Source organism: Rhizobium azibense (assembly GCF_004342325.1).
GTDB classification, from domain to species: domain Bacteria; phylum Pseudomonadota; class Alphaproteobacteria; order Rhizobiales; family Rhizobiaceae; genus Rhizobium; species Rhizobium etli_B.
Genome location: NZ_SMBJ01000002.1, coordinates 207,866 through 225,314, shown reverse-complemented (window position 1 = coordinate 225,314; position 17,449 = coordinate 207,866). Strand labels below are relative to the sequence as shown.

General features: G+C 58.0%; 17 protein-coding genes. 9 read left to right on the top strand and 8 right to left on the bottom strand.

Going from position 1 to position 17,449, the window contains the following annotated elements:
* Positions 1-309 precede the first annotated feature (309 nt).
* Positions 310-1,392 carry a YihY/virulence factor BrkB family protein gene (locus EV130_RS05215; RefSeq protein ID WP_074064839.1) on the top strand — a complete coding sequence of 361 codons (1,083 nt, stop codon included), beginning with the start codon at positions 310-312 and terminating at the stop codon, positions 1,390-1,392.
* Positions 1,393-1,969: 577 nt separating this feature from the next.
* Positions 1,970-2,371 (top strand): hypothetical protein, encoded by a 402-nt coding sequence (locus EV130_RS05210; RefSeq protein ID WP_074064838.1) that lies wholly within the window; start codon positions 1,970-1,972, stop codon positions 2,369-2,371.
* Positions 2,372-3,085: 714 nt separating this feature from the next.
* On the opposite strand, the gene EV130_RS05205 is transcribed toward EV130_RS05210, so the two are convergent.
* Positions 3,086-3,265, bottom strand: coding sequence for a hypothetical protein (locus EV130_RS05205; RefSeq protein ID WP_074064837.1), 180 nt, complete (start codon positions 3,263-3,265; stop codon positions 3,086-3,088).
* Between the two features lie 148 nt (positions 3,266-3,413).
* Between EV130_RS05205 and EV130_RS05200 the strand changes: the two genes are divergently transcribed.
* Positions 3,414-3,926, top strand: coding sequence for a DUF2937 family protein (locus EV130_RS05200; RefSeq protein WP_074064836.1), 513 nt, complete (start codon positions 3,414-3,416; stop codon positions 3,924-3,926).
* Between the two features lie 788 nt (positions 3,927-4,714).
* Here the strand turns inward: EV130_RS05200 and EV130_RS05195 are convergent.
* On the bottom strand, positions 4,715-5,008 hold the full coding sequence (locus EV130_RS05195; protein ID WP_074064835.1) for a hypothetical protein: 294 nt from the start codon (positions 5,006-5,008) through the stop codon (positions 4,715-4,717).
* 409 nt (positions 5,009-5,417) lie between these two features.
* On the opposite strand from EV130_RS05195, the gene EV130_RS05190 reads away from it, so the two are divergent.
* The 6 genes from EV130_RS05190 (at position 5,418) to EV130_RS05165 (ending at position 11,515) form a co-directional block, all read left to right on the top strand.
* On the top strand, positions 5,418-6,140 hold the full coding sequence (locus EV130_RS05190) for a FadR/GntR family transcriptional regulator (protein WP_132554164.1): 723 nt from the start codon (positions 5,418-5,420) through the stop codon (positions 6,138-6,140).
* A complete protein-coding gene (locus EV130_RS05185; RefSeq protein WP_074064833.1) occupies positions 6,137-7,303 on the top strand; it encodes a PLP-dependent transferase in 1,167 nt (388 codons plus the stop codon). Before EV130_RS05190 ends, EV130_RS05185 begins: the two co-directional genes overlap by 4 nt.
* A 38-nt stretch (positions 7,304-7,341) precedes the next feature.
* A complete protein-coding gene (locus EV130_RS05180) occupies positions 7,342-8,601 on the top strand; it encodes an ABC transporter substrate-binding protein (RefSeq protein ID WP_074064832.1) in 1,260 nt (419 codons plus the stop codon).
* An 86-nt stretch (positions 8,602-8,687) separates the two neighbouring features.
* Positions 8,688-9,620, top strand: coding sequence for a carbohydrate ABC transporter permease (locus EV130_RS05175; protein WP_074064831.1), 933 nt, complete (start codon positions 8,688-8,690; stop codon positions 9,618-9,620).
* 4 nt (positions 9,621-9,624) lie between these two features.
* The gene (locus EV130_RS05170; protein WP_074064830.1) at positions 9,625-10,455 is read left to right on the top strand and encodes a carbohydrate ABC transporter permease; all 831 of its coding nucleotides are present in this window, start codon (positions 9,625-9,627) and stop codon (positions 10,453-10,455) included.
* A 4-nt stretch (positions 10,456-10,459) separates the two neighbouring features.
* Positions 10,460-11,515 carry an ABC transporter ATP-binding protein gene (locus EV130_RS05165; RefSeq protein WP_074064829.1) on the top strand — a complete coding sequence of 352 codons (1,056 nt, stop codon included), beginning with the start codon at positions 10,460-10,462 and terminating at the stop codon, positions 11,513-11,515.
* 66 nt (positions 11,516-11,581) lie between these two features.
* On the opposite strand, the gene EV130_RS05160 is transcribed toward EV130_RS05165, so the two are convergent.
* The 6 genes from EV130_RS05160 to EV130_RS05135 form a co-directional block, all read right to left on the bottom strand.
* The gene (locus EV130_RS05160; RefSeq protein ID WP_074064828.1) at positions 11,582-12,619 is read right to left on the bottom strand and encodes an MBL fold metallo-hydrolase; all 1,038 of its coding nucleotides are present in this window, start codon (positions 12,617-12,619) and stop codon (positions 11,582-11,584) included.
* Positions 12,620-12,660: 41 nt separating this feature from the next.
* On the bottom strand, positions 12,661-13,323 hold the full coding sequence (locus tag EV130_RS05155; protein WP_074064827.1) for a peroxiredoxin: 663 nt from the start codon (positions 13,321-13,323) through the stop codon (positions 12,661-12,663).
* Positions 13,324-13,518: 195 nt separating this feature from the next.
* A complete protein-coding gene (locus EV130_RS05150) occupies positions 13,519-14,562 on the bottom strand; it encodes a sulfate/molybdate ABC transporter ATP-binding protein (protein ID WP_074064826.1) in 1,044 nt (347 codons plus the stop codon).
* 10 nt (positions 14,563-14,572) lie between these two features.
* Positions 14,573-15,445 (bottom strand): sulfate ABC transporter permease subunit CysW, encoded by an 873-nt coding sequence (cysW, locus tag EV130_RS05145; RefSeq protein WP_074064825.1) that lies wholly within the window; start codon positions 15,443-15,445, stop codon positions 14,573-14,575.
* Positions 15,435-16,292 carry a sulfate ABC transporter permease subunit CysT gene (gene cysT, locus EV130_RS05140; RefSeq protein WP_074064824.1) on the bottom strand — a complete coding sequence of 286 codons (858 nt, stop codon included), beginning with the start codon at positions 16,290-16,292 and terminating at the stop codon, positions 15,435-15,437. Before cysT ends, cysW begins: the two co-directional genes overlap by 11 nt.
* An 8-nt stretch (positions 16,293-16,300) precedes the next feature.
* On the bottom strand, positions 16,301-17,326 hold the full coding sequence (locus EV130_RS05135; RefSeq protein ID WP_074064823.1) for a sulfate ABC transporter substrate-binding protein: 1,026 nt from the start codon (positions 17,324-17,326) through the stop codon (positions 16,301-16,303).
* Positions 17,327-17,449: the final 123 nt, after the last annotated feature.

Here is a 17,449-nt window from a genome sequence, read left to right as displayed (position 1 = left end):
ACAAACCTACCCATTGATGGTTCATGAGATGCGGCAGCCGCCGTGCGTGATGCCGCATGCTGAAACCGAAGCACAAAAAACTCGGCGAAGCCAGGACGCGGAAAAAACACGCGCGTGGCTCTGTATTCGAAGATTGATCAACGCTGAAGATCGCAACAGAAGTCTCTAACAAGGCTGTTCAATCGCATACGACGTTCATGATGCTTTCAGGTCGGTCGAGGTGACGGACAAATCTTAGCGTCAGCAAGGCAACAGCGACATCAAGAAGAAGCGTGGCCAACTGCTATTTCTGCTGAAATGGAATTACCTATGCTCAGTCGTCCGCACATCAACCTGTCGAGCATCGCCACCCTCCTTGTCGTTGCGGGCTGCGTACTCGTCGCACTGAAGGGTACGCACGCAGACACGCCAAATGGATCAGTGGAGACCGAGCTCGAGGCTGGCCGAGGAAGGGACGCAAGCGTCCCCGAGGCGATACCTGTGAAGGGCTTACGCGACGTCTTCTGGCGGGTGGTTCACGAAGTCGTCGATGATCGTGTGACACTCATCGCAGCCGGAGTGACGTTCTACCTCTTATTGGGTTTGTTCCCCTCGCTGTCGGCACTCGTCGCGCTATACGGGCTGATTGCGGATCCGGCCACCATGGCTGACCATCTCCGCGAGCTGTCCGGACTGCTTCCGCCGGGCGCTTTCGATCTCATCGCCGATCGCATCAAGAGCCTCGCCGAAAGCCGCAACTCGACGCTTGGCATCACTTTCTTCATTGGCCTTGCCATCGCCCTTTGGAGCACCCACAGCGGGACTTTGGCGATCTTCGATGCGATGAACGTGGCTTATGAAGAAAAGGAAAAGCGGGGACTGATCAAGCTTAACCTCGTCGGGCTGTGCTTCACTTTCGGCGCGATGCTTTCTGCTGCCCTAATGATAGGGCTGGTCGCTGTCATGCCTGTAGTGCTTTCCTATCTTTGGCTCGACCTATTCAAGGAGCACCTGGCCCTGCTTCTGAGATGGCCGTTGTTGCTTTTGATAGCGGCGGCAGCGACCACCGCCGCCTATCGCTTCGGTCCGAGCCGCGAGCCCGCCAAGCTCCGATGGATGACATGGGGTGCCTTTCTCGTTACCCTTTCATGGTTTGCAATGTCGGTTGTATTTTCGTTCTACCTCAACCACTTCGCCAACTACAACGCGACCTACGGCACCCTGGGTGCGCTGATGGGTTTTCTGGTCTGGATCTGGCTGTCGATCGTCATCCTGATCGTGGGAGGCGAGCTGAATGCGGAGCTTGAACACCAGACGGCGAAGGACACTACCACGGGGGCGCCATTGCCAATGGGATCACGCGGAGCCTATGTGGCGGACACTCTCGGCGAGACCGCAGACGGGCTGCGCTGAGGGATGCCTTCGCAGCCAGTTTGGCGCCATCGAAATCTTCGAGAACCGCTGCCCCCTTATGCGAGTCTGCCCAATATTGGCAAAGAAAAGCCAAGCAGCCGTCGTAAGTCGCGCGTCCGCTTCATCGCCGCCGAAACTTCGATAGGAAACCAGTCCGTCCGCGTTTCCTTTGTCCATGAAGGACCGGTGGAACGAAGCCAGGGTTTGCTCCCAGCGCAGGGCAGGCGATATGACGCCGATGCTGGCACGAGAGAAGCGCGTGGAACACACCCGCTCGATCCGGCGGGAACAAGGATTTTGCCCATTCTGTCCGCCGTTCAGGGCCCCAAGCCTTGGACGTTTTAGGATAGTTCGACCTGAATACCGCTTGCCATTGAACAGTCTGATACCTGCATCTTGCCTTTTAGGCAGAGGCCATAATGCGTTCTCCAAACGCCGCCAGCCAGATGAACGGGCGCTCGAAGCACTGTAAGAATCAGAAACACTTTGTGACTAAGTTACTCCGAATGCTACGTTTTTCTCTCTTGTCGTCCTAACGGTCCTGACGGATATTAGCGAGCGATGAGAGGTAGTCACCATGATCAGAATGATTAATGACCCGGCAGAGCTGGCGGGCGAGGACATCACAGGAAAATATATACTCCGAAAGTTGAACTACCACTGGTTCGCCTATGGCAAGGCCGCCATTGTCACCGCGTGCAAGGGGACCATTCTGCACCTCGACCGTGAAGAGACTGTTTATTCGCAACGTTGGGGTCGCCGCGCTTATACCGGCACTGGCAAACGTTATCCAGGCGGCGTGTGTCCTATCTCGGCGGTCGCTTGCGTCTGTGACACGCCAGACGATGTGAACGCCGTTATCCAGCTGGACGTTGAAGCGCAGGACGAATTCTACCAGCTGATCGCCAAGACTGAAGCCAGGGTTCATGGCCTAGCCGCTTCCTCACAAAATAGGGTCTATCTAGCGGCTGCCGAATAAGGCGGGGGAACAGTCGCTGGTCCCAGATCTCCAGTTCGCCTACTCGTTAAGGGTATGGTCGTCTGCGGCCAGCTTAGTAGGCGTGCGGCAGAAAGTCAGCGATGACGGTTGGGTGGATGCGAAGAAGGTCTGGCTGCCACATTCTACTAGGTTGCGTCCGTTCATTGGCATCCCGACGACACACGCAGACCATCCAGGCCCTCGATGACCTCGACATTTGGGCGTGTCCGGTGAAGCGTTATCGCCGGGTTCTGAGCGGGTAGCGTCCTCAAGCAGGCGCTCACCGCGCGCTAGCAATCTCGTCTGTCGACTTTTAAGGGCATCCAGGTCACCGCGTGTAAGGGCTGAGCGCGTTGGGTAGCCGTCGCCATGTCTAGAATCCGACCAAAGGAGGAGCCCTCGACGCACGGCTGGTGATTGAGAAATCGCTCAGGTGGAACGTGAAGACTTAGAGTTCGCGCCGCGAGGGCCGGAATCTTCTCCGCCAGAGACCTTCAGATAGGCTGTGCCCTGATGCCCTGGACGGTCTGGGTCTCGCCGATGCACGACGCGTGCTAGAAAATATTGAACGTAGAAACAAGGCGATCATGTCGGCTCGCACCACCGGCTGGGCGTCGCATTGGCGGCACCTGACCAGAGTAGCCAATTTGTGCGCCACCGTGGCCAATGCGACGTCAAGGTCGATATGCACGGAGCTAGCGATTTCATGACGGATCAAAGGGAGACGCCGGTCACCGGGTCGACGATCGGACGCTCGCTCTCGTCCCGCGTACCGGCTGGCGGAACGGTGGGTGCGATCGACTCCTTGTCGGCAGGATCAGGCTTCTCGGGTACCGGCTTGACGTCTTTTGGACGGCGCTGTTCTCGAGTGGCGTTCGTGTCGTTGGTGCTCATGGCAATCTCCCTTGCACCAAGAACACCGATGGTGGCGATCTAGTTCCAAGAAGCCGCCACGCACGCCAGGATCGGACAAATTTCATCGCTCACACGCAACCATCCGAGGATCGCAGTCGTTTCGATATTTGACGACGCGAGGCTTCGGATGGGACTTCTGGCACGAGTGTTGACAATAGTCATGGCGCTACTGGGTGGCGTCGTTTTCTCGCAAGGACCTGAATTTGCCCAACAGTACCGCCAGCGCATCGGTGGGGCCCTGGACGAATTGAGGAAGATCGTCGATGCATTTGATTCCCAGGCCGTCCAAAACGGCCTCGACCGTCAGGAAGCCCTCAGCGTATATTCAGCCTCTCCTGAAGTGTTCCTCCGCAATCAAGGCGACGCGATGCGCCGGATATTCGGGCGTTACGACAGGCTTTCGGCACAGCAGCGGGAGTTGGCACTGGAGCCTCCAGTCACTAGACCATTGCTGCTGCTGCGCCGCCCCGACCTGACACTTGCCAAGAACACTTGGAATGACTTCGTTCCAGCGGTTCCCGTCGATCTGGCAGGGCTGATCTGGGGGGCAGCGGGATGCGTCTTGGGCTGGGCAACGGCAGCCGGTTTTGGTGCTGCGCGTCGTGGAATGACACGGGCGGCACGCGTCCGCAGGGCGTGATCTGGCAAAGAATTGTGCCGCTACCATGAATTGCCTCGGCCGGGGCGGGTGCCTGACGCGGACCATTGGAGCCGGCGAAATCGTAATACGTTGGCAAATGGAGACGACGCTTTCGTAGAGATAGGCGACCCTTTGTTCATCGATAAGATCCGTGAAATCGTCGATCTTTATCTGTCGCCGAGCTGTCGTCGCTGGTGCTTTTGAGGCCCTTTTGGAGGGTGCAAAAGGACATTTTGGGGAGCGGGTCCATCTACATCAGCTGCTAGCGAGGCTCTCTAGGTCTTCCTTCGCAATAATATAATTTTGATTTTATTACATAATATTCCTGACCTGATTGACTGTTCTCGCAGAAATTGGGCGGCCATGAGACTGGTCATGCGGCTTGACGGAGTGCGAGTCTCTTGTGCTCGAGCAGGTCGTCCATATTGATGTCATAACCGCGCAGAACGTGAATTTTGCGATACGCGCGTCGTAGGAAACACCGCATCGACCAATGCTTACAATCTTCCGGCCGCCGGTCGCTTAGTCGGCTGGTGGGCGCCGTGCGATTACACCCCCACGACTTAAGCCCCTCTGTTTAAAGGTGTCGGTGGCGCGACGCCGCTTCCCGTCGGAAATCACGAAGCATCCGCTTCTGCCAGGCGTGGCGGCCTTCGAAGGAGATGCCGCGCAGGCTTTGGTTCTCTGGCAGGTATTCGCCCCAGTTCTCGATGGGCATTCCCGTTCTTAACGAAACAACCTCGCTGATGAGGCTTGGGGGCAGCCAACCAAAAAAGAGAAACCATATGTCAGCTTCGCGCCCGCCGGCGGCAATGAGCCGCTGTCGCAGAGACGTTGTCGAGAGCCCAGTCCAACCATTTTTCGAGCCTGTCATCATTAGACAGATTCACGGTCAACCGGAATTCGGTTTTGTCGATAGCACTCCAGGAGAGACCGTGACCGAAGGCGTTCGGCGACGAGGTGAGCCAAACGGCGATCCTGCCGCCCGGCTTATGGAGATCGGTAACCACATCGCCCACTGTAAGCCCGTACTTATGAATGCCGCGCAGGTGTGCGGACGAGGTGAAATGGTAGAGTTGCAAGAGTTCTCCGGTCATACGCCATACAGAACGGCGCTTTGAAAACCGTCGTCAACATCCAGGGCGACCGCCCAGCGGAGCCGGCGGACTAGATGAGTGTGAAAGTTTTTTGGGGCCAGCGCCTTCGGAGGGAGCCCTGCCGCCAGGTTTACAGGCTCGGAGCAACGCCAAGCTTGGTCTTTGCATAAAATGATTGGAAGTCAGTTGGTTAGGCTTGCATTGCTAAGGGAGGGCGCGAGCGGGACATTGATAAAGTGAAAACACGGAAGAAGAATCGGGAAATGTGGCCACTGTGAAAGGGAATCCTCACCACCAGCTGCTCTGCCCACCTTGACGGCAACGGTTCTTTGCGAAATGCTAAGACGTCAGACCAATTTGACAAGCTGCTGCTTTAAGAGGTTACTGGGGAACCATGAAGGCAAATGTCAGCGATACCCCCTTGATCCGGCCGCTTCCCGCCATGGATCGGGCGCGTCAGGTGACTGAGGCGCTGGCTCATTATGTTGAAGCGGCGAAGCTTAAGGCAGGCGACAGGCTGCCTGCCGAGCGTGAACTTATGGCAGCCCTTGCCGTGGGCCGTTCGACTATTCGCGAGGCGATCCGACACTTTCAGGCCCTTGGAGTGATTGAGACGCGCATGGGAAGCGGCACCTATCTCTTGAAGCCGGTTTCCAAGGCGACCATCCACATGCCGCTGTCACTTGACACGGCGCATCTTCGTGACGTCCTTCTGCAGACGCTGGAGGTTCGCCGCGGTATCGAATGCGAAGCAGGCATGGTGGCTGCGCGTCGCAGGACGGCCAGTGACCTCGCCATCATCGAAGAGAAGCTCGACGAGATGGAGCGCGTGCACCAAGCGAAGGGCACGTCCGGTCCCGAAGACCTCGCATTTCATATGGCTGTTTATCACGCAACCCATAACCCGCTGTTCGGTCAGCTCCTCGAGCAGATGCGCGAGACCTTCGAGCGCTTTTGGACCCATCCATTCGACCGGGAGGATTTTGCGCGCCGGTCCTTTCCCTTCCACCGCACGCTTTTCAACGCCATCGCTGCCCAGGATCCAGAGGCTGCCCGCGCAGAAACATTGAAAATCCTCGAGATTGTCGAGGAAGACATCAAGGAAATGTCCAAATGAGCAACGGCTTGGAACCCTTCGAGCTTGCTTCGCTGATCACTGCGCATGACGAGGGTAACATCGCTGATGCGGTCGTTCCGCCGATTTTTCAGACGTCGCTTTTCACCTTCTCCGACTATGATGACATGATCGCTTCCTATCGCGGCGAGAAGGTGCGGCCGATCTATACCCGTGGGCTCAATCCGACTGTGCGGACGTTCGAGGAGATGCTTGCCAGGCTCGAAGGCGCCGAAGATGCGCTTGGTTTTGCGAGCGGCATGGCGGCGATCTCATCGGCGGTGCTGAGTTTTGTGGAGCCCGGTGACCGGATCGTCGCGGTCAGGCACGTCTATCCGGATGCATTCCGCCTGTTTGGCACGATCCTCAAGCGGATGAGGATCGAAGTCACCTATGTCGACGGACGAGACGAGGAGGCGGTCGCCAAGGCGCTTCCAGGTGCGAGGCTGTTCTACATGGAAAGCCCGACGAGCTGGGTCATGGAGGCCCATGACGTTGGCGCGCTTGCGGCACTCGGCAAGCAGCACGGCGCCGTTACGATGATCGACAACAGCTGGGCAAGCCCCTTCTTCCAACGGCCGCTGACGTTAGGTGTCGATCTCGTGATCCATTCGGCCTCAAAATATCTCGGCGGCCACAGCGACGTCGTCGCCGGCGTCATTGCCGGTTCCAAGGAGATGATCGCGCGCATCAAGGCCGAGGCCTATCCCTATCTCGGCGCCAAGCTTTCGCCCTTTGACGCCTGGCTTCTCATCCGCGGTATGCGCACGTTGCCGCTTCGCATGAAGGCACACGAGGCTGCGGCGATGGCCATCGCCCAGCGCCTGCAGAAATACGACATCGTCGAGCAGGTCTGTCATCCGGGACTTTCCAATCGCCTGCCCAATGGCCTCAACGGCACATCGGGGCTCTTTTCGTTCATTTTTCGCGAAGGTGTGGATATCCGCGTCTTTGCCGACCACCTCAAGCTTTTCAAACTGGGTGTGAGCTGGGGTGGGCACGAAAGCCTGATCGTACCGGGCGAGGTTGTGCTCCAGCAGAAAGCGCAGCCGAATTCCGCGCATGCCTTTGGCATTCATCCGCGGTCCGTACGCCTCCATGTCGGCCTTGAAGGAACCGAGGCGCTGTGGAGGGATATCGAAGAGGCGATTGCCGCCGCTTCATAACCGTCAACTGAAAGAACACCGAAAAGGGGGAACTGAGCATGAAAAGATTGATAACCGCAACGCTCTTCGCAGCGATGATGGCCGGCACTGCGTTTGCCGATACGACTCTGAAACTCGTCGAAGTCATCACCAGCCCGGAGCGCACCGAGACACTTAAATCGATCGTCGGCAAGTTCGAGGCCGAAAACCCGGGCACCAAGGTCGAAATCATCTCGCTACCGTGGAACGAAGCCTTCCAGAAGTTCGCGACAATGGTGTCGGCGGGCGATACGCCGGACGTGATGGAAATGCCGGATACCTGGCTTTCGCTCTACGGCAACAACGGCATGCTTGAAAGCCTTGAACCCTATCTGGAAAAGTGGGAGCACACCAAGGAACTGACGCCGCGCGCGCTCGAACTCGGCCGCGATGTCAAGGATACGGCCTATATGCTGCCTTATGGCTTCTATCTGCGTGCCATGTTCTACAATAAGAAGCTGCTCCAGGAGGCAGGCGTTAACGAACCGCCGAAGACAATGGACGAATTTGCCAAGGCCTCCGAGGCGGTCTCCAAGATCTCCGGAAAATACGGTTACTGCATGCGCGGCGGCCCCGGTGGCTTAAACGGCTGGATGATATTTGCAGCCTCCATGGCAGGCGACAACAAATACTTCAACGAAGACGGCACTTCGACCATGAACAGCCCCGGCTGGACAAAGGGCATCGAGTGGATGGTCGATCTCTATAAGAAGGGCTATGCGCCCAAGGATAGTGTGAACTGGGGCTTCAATGAGGTCGTTGCCGGCTTTTATTCCGGCACCTGCGCCTTTCTCGACCAGGATCCGGATGCTCTGATTGCCATTGCCGAGCGCATGAAGAAGGAAGACTTCGGCGTCATTCCGCTGCCCAAGGGGCCCGACGGCAAATCCTTCCCGACGATCGGCTATGCGGGATGGTCGATGTTTTCCACGAGCCAGAACAAGGACCTGTCCTGGAAGCTGATTGCAACGCTTGAAGGTCCTGAAGGCAACATTGAGTGGAACAAGAAGATCGGCGCGCTGCCGGCCTATACTGCGGCCGAGAAGGATCCCTTCTATGCCGGCGACCAGTTCAAGGGCTGGTTCGAGGAACTGGCTGACCCGAACACGGTTCCGACCGTGATGCCGACCTATCTCGAAGAATTCGCCTTCTTCAAAGATTCGCTGGCGATCAAGACCTCGCAGCAGGCACTTCTTGGCGACATTACGCCGAAGGAGCTGGCCGATCAGTGGGCCGACTACTTGACCAAGGCACAGCAGAAGTTCCTGGCCAAAAAGTAGGTGCCAGGGGCGGCGGAGCGATCCGCCGCCAGTTCTTCCCCACGAGACAGACGGCGCCCTCAGCGCCGCGAACCGGAATTTGGCCGATGACTATGATCGCCGACACGTTGCACAGGCACCACGATCGCAGGCCGTGGCTGAAGCGTCTGGCAGATGCCTCCCAACCCTATCTCTACAGCGCACCGTCGCTGATCCTCATCATCGCGGTAATGTTGGCCCCGCTGGCGGTGGGCATTTCCTACGCCTTTCGCGATATCCAGCTTCTGAACCCATTTTCCGGTGGTCTCATCGGACTTGAGCACTTCCGCGCCCTTTCGAAGGACGAGGCCTTTTACGGTGCGCTTCGCAATACTCTATGGTGGACGGGTGCTTCGGTGATCTTGCAGTTCGCCTTCGGGCTCATCCTGGCGCTTCTGCTCGACAAGCCGTTCTGGGGCAGGGGCATCGTGCAGGCACTCGTCTTTCTGCCCTGGGCGGTTCCGTCCTTCCTTGCGGGTCTCAATTGGGCCTGGCTTTTCAATCCGGTGATCGGGCCAATTCCGCACTGGCTCTTCGGCCTTGGGCTGACCGGCGCGCCTGGCAACATTCTTTCTGATCCGCAATATGCGATGTGGGGACCGATCATTGCCAATGTCTGGTGGGGCATCCCGTTCTTTGCGATCACGTTGCTTGCAGCGCTTCAGGCAATTCCTCGAGATCTTTATGAAGCCGCATCGATCGATGGAGCCGGCTGGGTCCAGCGCTTCCGTTCGATCACGCTTCCCTTCCTTGCTCCAACGATTGCCATCACCGTCTTGCTCCGCACCGTCTGGGTATCGAACTTTGCTGACCTCATTGTCGTCATGACCGGCGGCGGGCCGGCGGACCGGACGCAGATCGTCGCCAGCTATATCTTCACCCAGGCGTTCAGACGGCTCGATTTCGGTTACGCCTCGGCAATCGCACTGGTTCTGCTCGCACTGCTGCTTGCCTATTCCATGCTGATCATCCTGCTGCGGCAGACCCTGCTGAAGGATTGAATAGATGAGACGACCCACTATTGCGACCATCGCCCACAGGCTGGCAATCGTCTGCTATATCGGTTTCGCGCTCTTTCCGCTTTTCTGGCTGCTGAAGGTCTCGCTCACGCCGAACGACCTTCTTTATACCGAGGGCGTGCGCATGTGGCCGTCGCGGACGACCTGGGAACATTATTCCTTTGTGCTTCAGCACAGTGCTTTTCCAACCTTCTTCAAGAACAGCCTCATCGTGTCGGCTTCGACGGCGGTGGCGGTGACGATCTGCGCGTCGCTTTCCGGTTATGCGCTGTCGCGCTTCCATTTCCGGGCAAAATACTGGATCGTCGCGCTGATGCTTTTGACGCAGATGTTCCCGCTGGTCATGCTCGTCGCACCGATCTTCAAGATACTCTCGCCGCTGCACTTGACCAACAGTCTGACCGGCCTCGTCGTCGTCTATACAGCCTTCAACGTGCCCTTTGCGACGTTCCTGATGCAATCCTTTTTCGACGGCATTCCAAAGGATCTCGAGGAGGCTGCGATGATCGACGGAGCGACGCAGTTCACGGCCTTCCGGCAGATCATCTTGCCGCTGACACTGCCGGGAATCGCGGCAACACTTGGCTTCGTGTTCACCGCGGCCTGGAGCGAACTGCTCTTCGCGCTGATGCTTATCAACGGCAATGACGCGGCAACCTTTCCGGTCGGCCTTCTGACATTCGTATCGAAATTCTCCGTCGATTTCGGGCAGATGATGGCGGCGGGTATCATGGCGCTCATTCCAGCCTGCCTCTTCTTCCTGCTCATTCAGCGTTATCTCGTCCGCGGCCTGACAGCCGGTGCGGTCAAGGGTTAGTCACATGGCATCGATCGATATCCAGAACATCAAGAAAGCCTACGGCCACGTCCAGGTGCTGCATGACGTTGATCTCCAGATCAAGGATGGCGAATTCGTCGTCCTTGTGGGCCCGTCGGGCTGCGGCAAGTCGACCCTGCTGCGCATGATCGCGGGGCTCGAAGAGGTCACCGGCGGCGAAATCCGCATTGCCGGGAACCGGGTCAATGAGTTGCATCCGAAAGACCGGGATATCGCCATGGTGTTCCAGTCCTACGCGCTTTATCCCCATATGAACGTAGCCGGCAACATGAGTTACAGTCTAAGACTGAGGAAGACGGCGAAGGAAAAGATCGCCAGCGCGGTTGCAAATGCCGCCTCCAAGCTCGGCCTCGATCCGCTGCTTGAGCGGCGACCAAAGGCGCTTTCGGGCGGGCAGCGGCAGCGTGTCGCCATGGGTCGGGCCATCGTTCGCCAACCCAAGGCCTTTCTTTTCGACGAACCGCTCTCGAACCTCGACGCACGTCTTCGCGAACAGATGCGTGCTGAGATCAAGAAACTGCATGCCGACCTGAAGGCGACCTCGATTTATGTGACGCATGACCAGATCGAGGCAATGACGCTCGCCGATCGGATCGTCGCCATGCATGGCGGCGTGGTGCAGCAGGTCGGCAGCCCCCTCGAGCTTTACGATCGGCCTGCCAATCTTTTCGTCGCAGGTTTCATCGGTTCTCCTGGCATGAATTTCCTGGATGCAACATGCGAAGCGGGCGGGGTCAGGTTGAAGGACGGGACGCTTGTTGCGCTGTCGGCGCCGCTTTCGCTTGCGGGCGGCGCGAAAGTCACGCTCGGCATCCGTCCGGAGCATGTGATCATGTCGCACCCAGGCGGAATGCCTGCCAAGGTCGAGCTGGTCGAACCAACCGGCTTCGGCATCATCCTGCATCTGTCGCTGCATGGCCTGCCATTCAAGGTCTTTACGCTTGATCGCCAAGCGCTGACGGCCGGGCCTGAAGTCAGCGTATGTTTTCCGCCGCAACATCTGCACCTATTTGACAGCGAGGGAAACAGGGCCGGCTGATGTATGCTGTCCGCCTCGACCAAATGACGACAATGGCCGTGGCGGCCGGCGAATACCTCAGCCAGGCTATCGGATCACCGGACCGTTCGCCTTCTTCCAGGCGTCGATTCCGCCTTCGATGTGGCAGGCGCTGGCCAAGCCGGCGTCCTGGGCTGCCTGCACGGCCATTGCTGAGCGCTCACCGAAAGCGCAGTAGAATACGATTCGCTTGCCGGTTGCCTCTGCCAGTTCGTGCAACATGCCGCCGGTGCTGATGTTTTCCAGCAAATCCGGATAGGGCGCATGAAGGGAGCCAGGAATTGTTCCATGCTTTTCCCGTTCTCCCTTCTCACGAAGGTCGACGATTGTAATGTCGGGACGCCCGCTGAGCGCCAGGGCCTCTGCCGCCGAGACGGCCCAGCCCTTGCGTGCAATCTCGTCCTGATGCAGGCCGATATGGATATTTGCAGGCACGGCGACATCCATCATCTTCGGATTGGGAAGCTTCAGATTATTCATGAGGTCGGCGTACTCGTCGGCTGATCTGACCTTCAGGCGTGGATTGAAACGCTTTTCCTCGCCGATGGTGGAAACGGTGTCGCCCTTATAATCATGCGCCGGATAGACCAGGGTCTCGTCAGGCAGTTTGAGGAGCTTGTTGAAGATCGAGTCGTATTGCTGAAGCGGATTGCCGTTCTGAAAATCGGTACGGCCGGTGCCGCGGATAAGCAGGGTGTCGCCCGTAAAAACGCGGCCATTCATGAGGAATGAGTAGGAATCGTCCGTATGGCCCGGCGTATAAAGGACGTCGAGGCTCAGTCCCTCAATCGCCACGCGGTCGCCCTCGGCGACGCGCATGGAGACAACATCGGCAAGCGTCTGCTCGCCCATGACGGTAACGCAATGGGTCCGGTCGCGCAGCGCACCCAGTCCGGTAATGTGGTCAGCGTGGAGATGAGTATCCACAGCCTTGACCAGTTTGAGGTCGAGCTCCTCCACCAGCTTGAGATAGCGGTCGACCTTTTCGAGCACTGGATCGATGATCAGGGCCTCGCCACCCTTGCGGCTGGCGATGAGATAGGTGTAGGTGCCGGAGACACTGTCGAAGAGTTGGCGGAAGATCATCGGCACCTCCCTTTTGCGAACTGCTCCACCCCCTGCCGCACCTATGCCTCTGGTTGCGGTACGATCCGGATATAGGGCTTCGGTGCGGTCCATCCGCTCGGATAGATGGTCCTGGCCTCGTCGTCACTCACCGAACCGGCGATGATGACGTCCTCGCCCTGTTTCCAATTCACCGGTGTGGCAACCCTGTGCTTGGCGGTCAGCTGCAGCGAGTCGATTACACGCAGCACCTCATCGAAATTGCGGCCGGTCGTCATCGGATAGACGAGGATCAGCTTGATCTTCTTGTCAGGGCCAATGACGAAGACATTGCGCACGGTCTGGTTGTCGGCTGGCGTGCGCTTTGTCGGGTCGCCGGAGACTGCTGCAGGGAGCATGCCATAAAGCTTCGATACGTTGTAATCGGTATCGGCAATCATCGGGAAATTCGGCGCTGCGCCCTGCGTTTCCTTAATGTCGCTTGCCCAACCGGCATGGCGATCGACGGGATCGACCGACAGGCCGATGATCTTCACGCCACGCTTGTCGAATTCGGGTTTGATCCTGGCCATGTAGCCCAATTCTGTAGTGCAAACCGGCGTGAAATCCTTGGGATGCGAAAACAGGACAGCCCAGGAATTGCCGATCCAGTCGTGAAATCTGATCTTGCCGTCGGTCGTTTCTGCCTCGAAATCCGGTGCGGTATCGTTGATCGCGAGAGACATGAACCCCTCCATCTGACACATGGTTGCCGAACGTTTTAGCCGGTAGTGCTGGTCTATATTCCGCTAATTTAGGAAATGCGCAATAAGTAAGTGTAGCGGCTCCGATGAAAGCCGCCGGCAATATATTTCCAAAGGCGCTGGCAATAGGCTTGAACTTTCGGTTGCGCCATTCACCTATTTGGACGGCAAGGGTCGTCAGGCGTTCCTGAACAGCTTCCAGCGTTTGGGGCGGAAGGCGATGCGATTGCGGTCAAGGCTGTCAGCTTGCTCGGGCGGCAATTCGAGCTCGATCGACGGATGATCCTTGCCGATGTCGACCTCGATGTGGCGCGTACCGGCAACGCGGCGGCTGGAGACGAGAAGGCCGGCGATGCAGCCACCGCAGCCGTCGCGCAGTTCGATGTCGTGCGGGCGGAAATAGAGCTGCGCGCTGCCGTCCTCCTCATTGCCCGCCTTCAAGCCAAGGGGACGGTCTTCGAACCAAAGTTCGCCGTCGGCAACGCGCACATCCAGACAATTCGACTGGCCCACGAAACCGAAGACGAAGGGCGAATTCGGATTGTCGTAGACCTGGTCCGGTGTGCCGACCTGTTCGATCGCGCCCTGGCTCATGACGACGACGCGGTCGGCAAGTTCCATCGCCTCGTCCTGGTCATGCGTGACGAAAACCGTGGTGTGACCGGTGCGGTCATGGATCTCACGAAGCCATTTGCGCAGGTCCTTGCGCACTTGAGCGTCGAGCGCGCCAAAAGGCTCGTCGAGAAGCAGTACGTTCGGCTCTACCGCAAGAGCGCGTGCGAGCGCGACGCGCTGTCGCTGACCGCCCGAGAGCTGGGCCGGATAGCGCTTTTCCAGGCCCGAAAGCTGCACGAGATCGAGCAGTTCCAGTGAACGGCTGCGAATTTCGGACTTTGTGGGGCGGCGCGTTGCATCGCGCACCTTGAGCCCGAAGGCGATATTGTCGAGCACCGTCATGTAGCGGAAAAGAGCATAGTGCTGAAACACGAAGCCGATATTGCGCTGCTGCACGGTCTTTTTCGAGGCATCTTCATCACCAAAGTAGATCCGACCTTCGGTCGGGCTTTCGAGGCCGGCAATCAAGCGCAGGAGCGTCGTCTTGCCGGAGCCGGACGGGCCGAGCAGCGCGATCAGCTCTCCTGAACGGATATCGAGCGAGATGTCATGGAGCGCCGGGAAGCGATCGAATTCCTTGCGCAAGTTTTGAACGCGTACTTCCATTCTATTTCCTTCAGTGCCGCCGGCTGGCAGCGATTTCTTCGCTGTATCGCATTTCGAGCAGCGTCTTCAAAACAAGAGTCACAAGCGCAAGCAAGGCAAGCAATGTTGCAACGGCAAAAGCGCCGGTGAAATTATACTCGTTGTAAAGGATTTCCACCTGCAACGGCATGGTGTTCGTCTGGCCGCGGATGTGTCCGGAGACGACTGAAACGGCGCCGAACTCTCCCATGGCACGGGCGTTGCACAGAAGCACGCCATAAAGCAGGCCCCATTTGATGTTGGGCAGCGTCACATGCCAGAAGGTCTGCCAGCCGCTGGCACCCAGTGACAGGGCCGCTTCTTCATCCGCCGTTCCCTGTTCCTGCATCAATGGGATCAGTTCGCGCGCCACGAAGGGAAAGGTAACGAACATTGTGGCGAGGATCAGTCCGGGGGCTGCGAAGAGAATCTTGATGTCGTGCGCGTCGAGCCATTTTCCGAGATAGGTATTTGCACCGAAAAGCAGCACGAAGACGAGGCCGGAAATAACCGGAGAGACGGAGAAAGGAAGGTCAATCAGGGTCGTCAGGATGGCCTTGCCCTTGAATTCGAACTTGGCGATCGCCCATGCGGCTGCGACCCCGAAAAATAGGTTCAACGGCACGCTGATACCGGCAACGATGAGCGTCAGTCTTATCGCCGAGAAAGTCTCGGCGTCCTGCAGCGCCTCGAAAAAAGCACTCCCGCCCTTGCGGAAGGCCTCGACGAAGACGGCCGCAAGCGGCAGCAGCAGGATAAGGAGCAGGAAGACCAGCGACAGGACGATAAGCGTCCAGCGGGCGAGCCTTGTTTCGGTGACGACGGAGCGGACCTTGGTTGAGCGACCGGTTGTGTCAGATGCCATTACCGTACCTCCGCCTGCTCCAGCTCTGGATGAGATTGATCACGAGCAGCATGATGAAAGAGATGATCAGCATGACTGCCGCAATGCCTGTCGCGGCCGCGTAGTTGTATTCTTCCAGCTTGATGACGATCAAAAGCGGCGCAATCTCTGACTTGAACGGCAAGTTGCCGGCGATGAAGATGACCGAGCCATATTCGCCGACCCCGCGTGCAAAGGCCAATGCAAAGCCTGTCAACACGGCAGGCGCGAGTGCTGGAAGAAGGACACGGAAGATCGTCTGGAAACGATTGGCACCAAGCGTTGCGGCAGCTTCCTCCACCTCCTTGTCGATCTCTTCCATCACCGGCTGCACGGTGCGTACGACGAAAGGCAGGCCGACAAAGACGAGGGCAACGACGATGCCGACCGGTGTAAAGGCTATCCTGATGCCAAGCGGCGTCAGGAACTGGCCTATCCAGCCGTTCGGCGCGTAGAGCGTCGTCAGAGCGATACCGGCAACTGCGGTCGGCAGCGCAAAAGGCAGATCGACCATAGCATCGATTATCCGCTTGCCGGCAAAACGGTACCGCACCAACACCCACGCAAGGACGACACCGAAAACGGCGTTGACACAGGCCGCGACAAAGGCGGCGCCGAAGCTGATGCGAAGTGCGCTCAGCGTTCGCGGATCGAACGCAATTTGCGAGAACTTGTCCCAGCCGAGTTCGCTCGAACGCCAGGCGAGACCTGACAGGGGGATGAGGATCAAAAGGGTGAGCCAGGTCAAGGTAAGGCCGAGCGCCATTCCAAAGCCTGGAATGACGCTCGGCCGTTTGAACCGCCACCGCGTGGGGCTATGTGCTTTCATGCGAGGTATTATTGGGCCGGCTTGTAGATTTGGTCAAATACGCCGCCATCACCGAAGAATTTCGGCTGTGCTGCCTTCCAGCCGCCGAAGTCGTCGATGGTGGCGAGCTTCAGCTTCTGGAAGCGGTCGATGTCTGCCTTGTCGGCGACCTCCGGCCTGCTCGGGCGGTAGAAGTGCTTTGCAGCGATCTTTTGGCCTTCGTCGGAGTAAAGATAGTTGAGATAGGCTTCGGCAAGCTTGCGCGTGCCCTTCTGATCGACATTGCCGTCGACCACCGCAATCGGTGGATCGGCGCGGATGGACAAGGTCGGAGTAACGATTTCGAACTGGTCCGGCCCGAGCTCCTCCAAGGAGAGGTAGGCTTCGTTTTCCCAGGCAAGCAGAACATCGCCCAGGCCACGCTGGACAAAGGTCGTCGTTGCGCCGCGAGCTCCGGTATCGAGAACGGGAACGTGCTGCAGGAGCTTCGTTACGAAATCCTGCGCTTTGGTTTCGTCACCGCCGTTTGCCTGCTTTGCCCATGCCCAGGCGGCGAGGAAATTCCAGCGCGCGCCGCCCGAAGTCTTCGGGTTCGGCGTGATAACCTGAACGTCATCCTTGGTCAGGTCGCCCCAGTCCTTGATACCCTTCGGATTGCCCTTGCGAACCAGAAAAACGATGGTGGATGTGTAGGGCGCCGAATTATTCGGGAATCTGGATTTCCAGTCGGCTGGGATCTTGCCGGTCTTGCTGGCGATCGCATCGATGTCGCCTTCGAGTGCGAGGGTCACGACGTCGGCGTCAAGACCGTCGATGACGGAACGCGCCTGGGCGCCTGAACCGCCATGGGACGTCTGGATCGTGACCGTCTCGCCGGTGTCCTTCTCCCACTTCGCGGCAAAGGCAGCGTTGAAATCCTTATACAATTCACGCGTTGGATCGTAAGACACGTTAAGAAGCGTCTGATCGGCGAAAACCGGGGCAGTGGCGCCGATTGCGACGCTGCTTGCGAAGACAGCGGCCGCGAGGAATCGGGTCATCCGTATTGACGGCATGGGGGATCTCCTTCGTTCTGAGTAAACTCTATCAACTTGGTCGTATAACGAAAACGAAAGTTCTTCCGGTTCCTCGTGTGCTTTTAGAAACCCATCCCATTCCACCAGCAAAATTGAAACGGA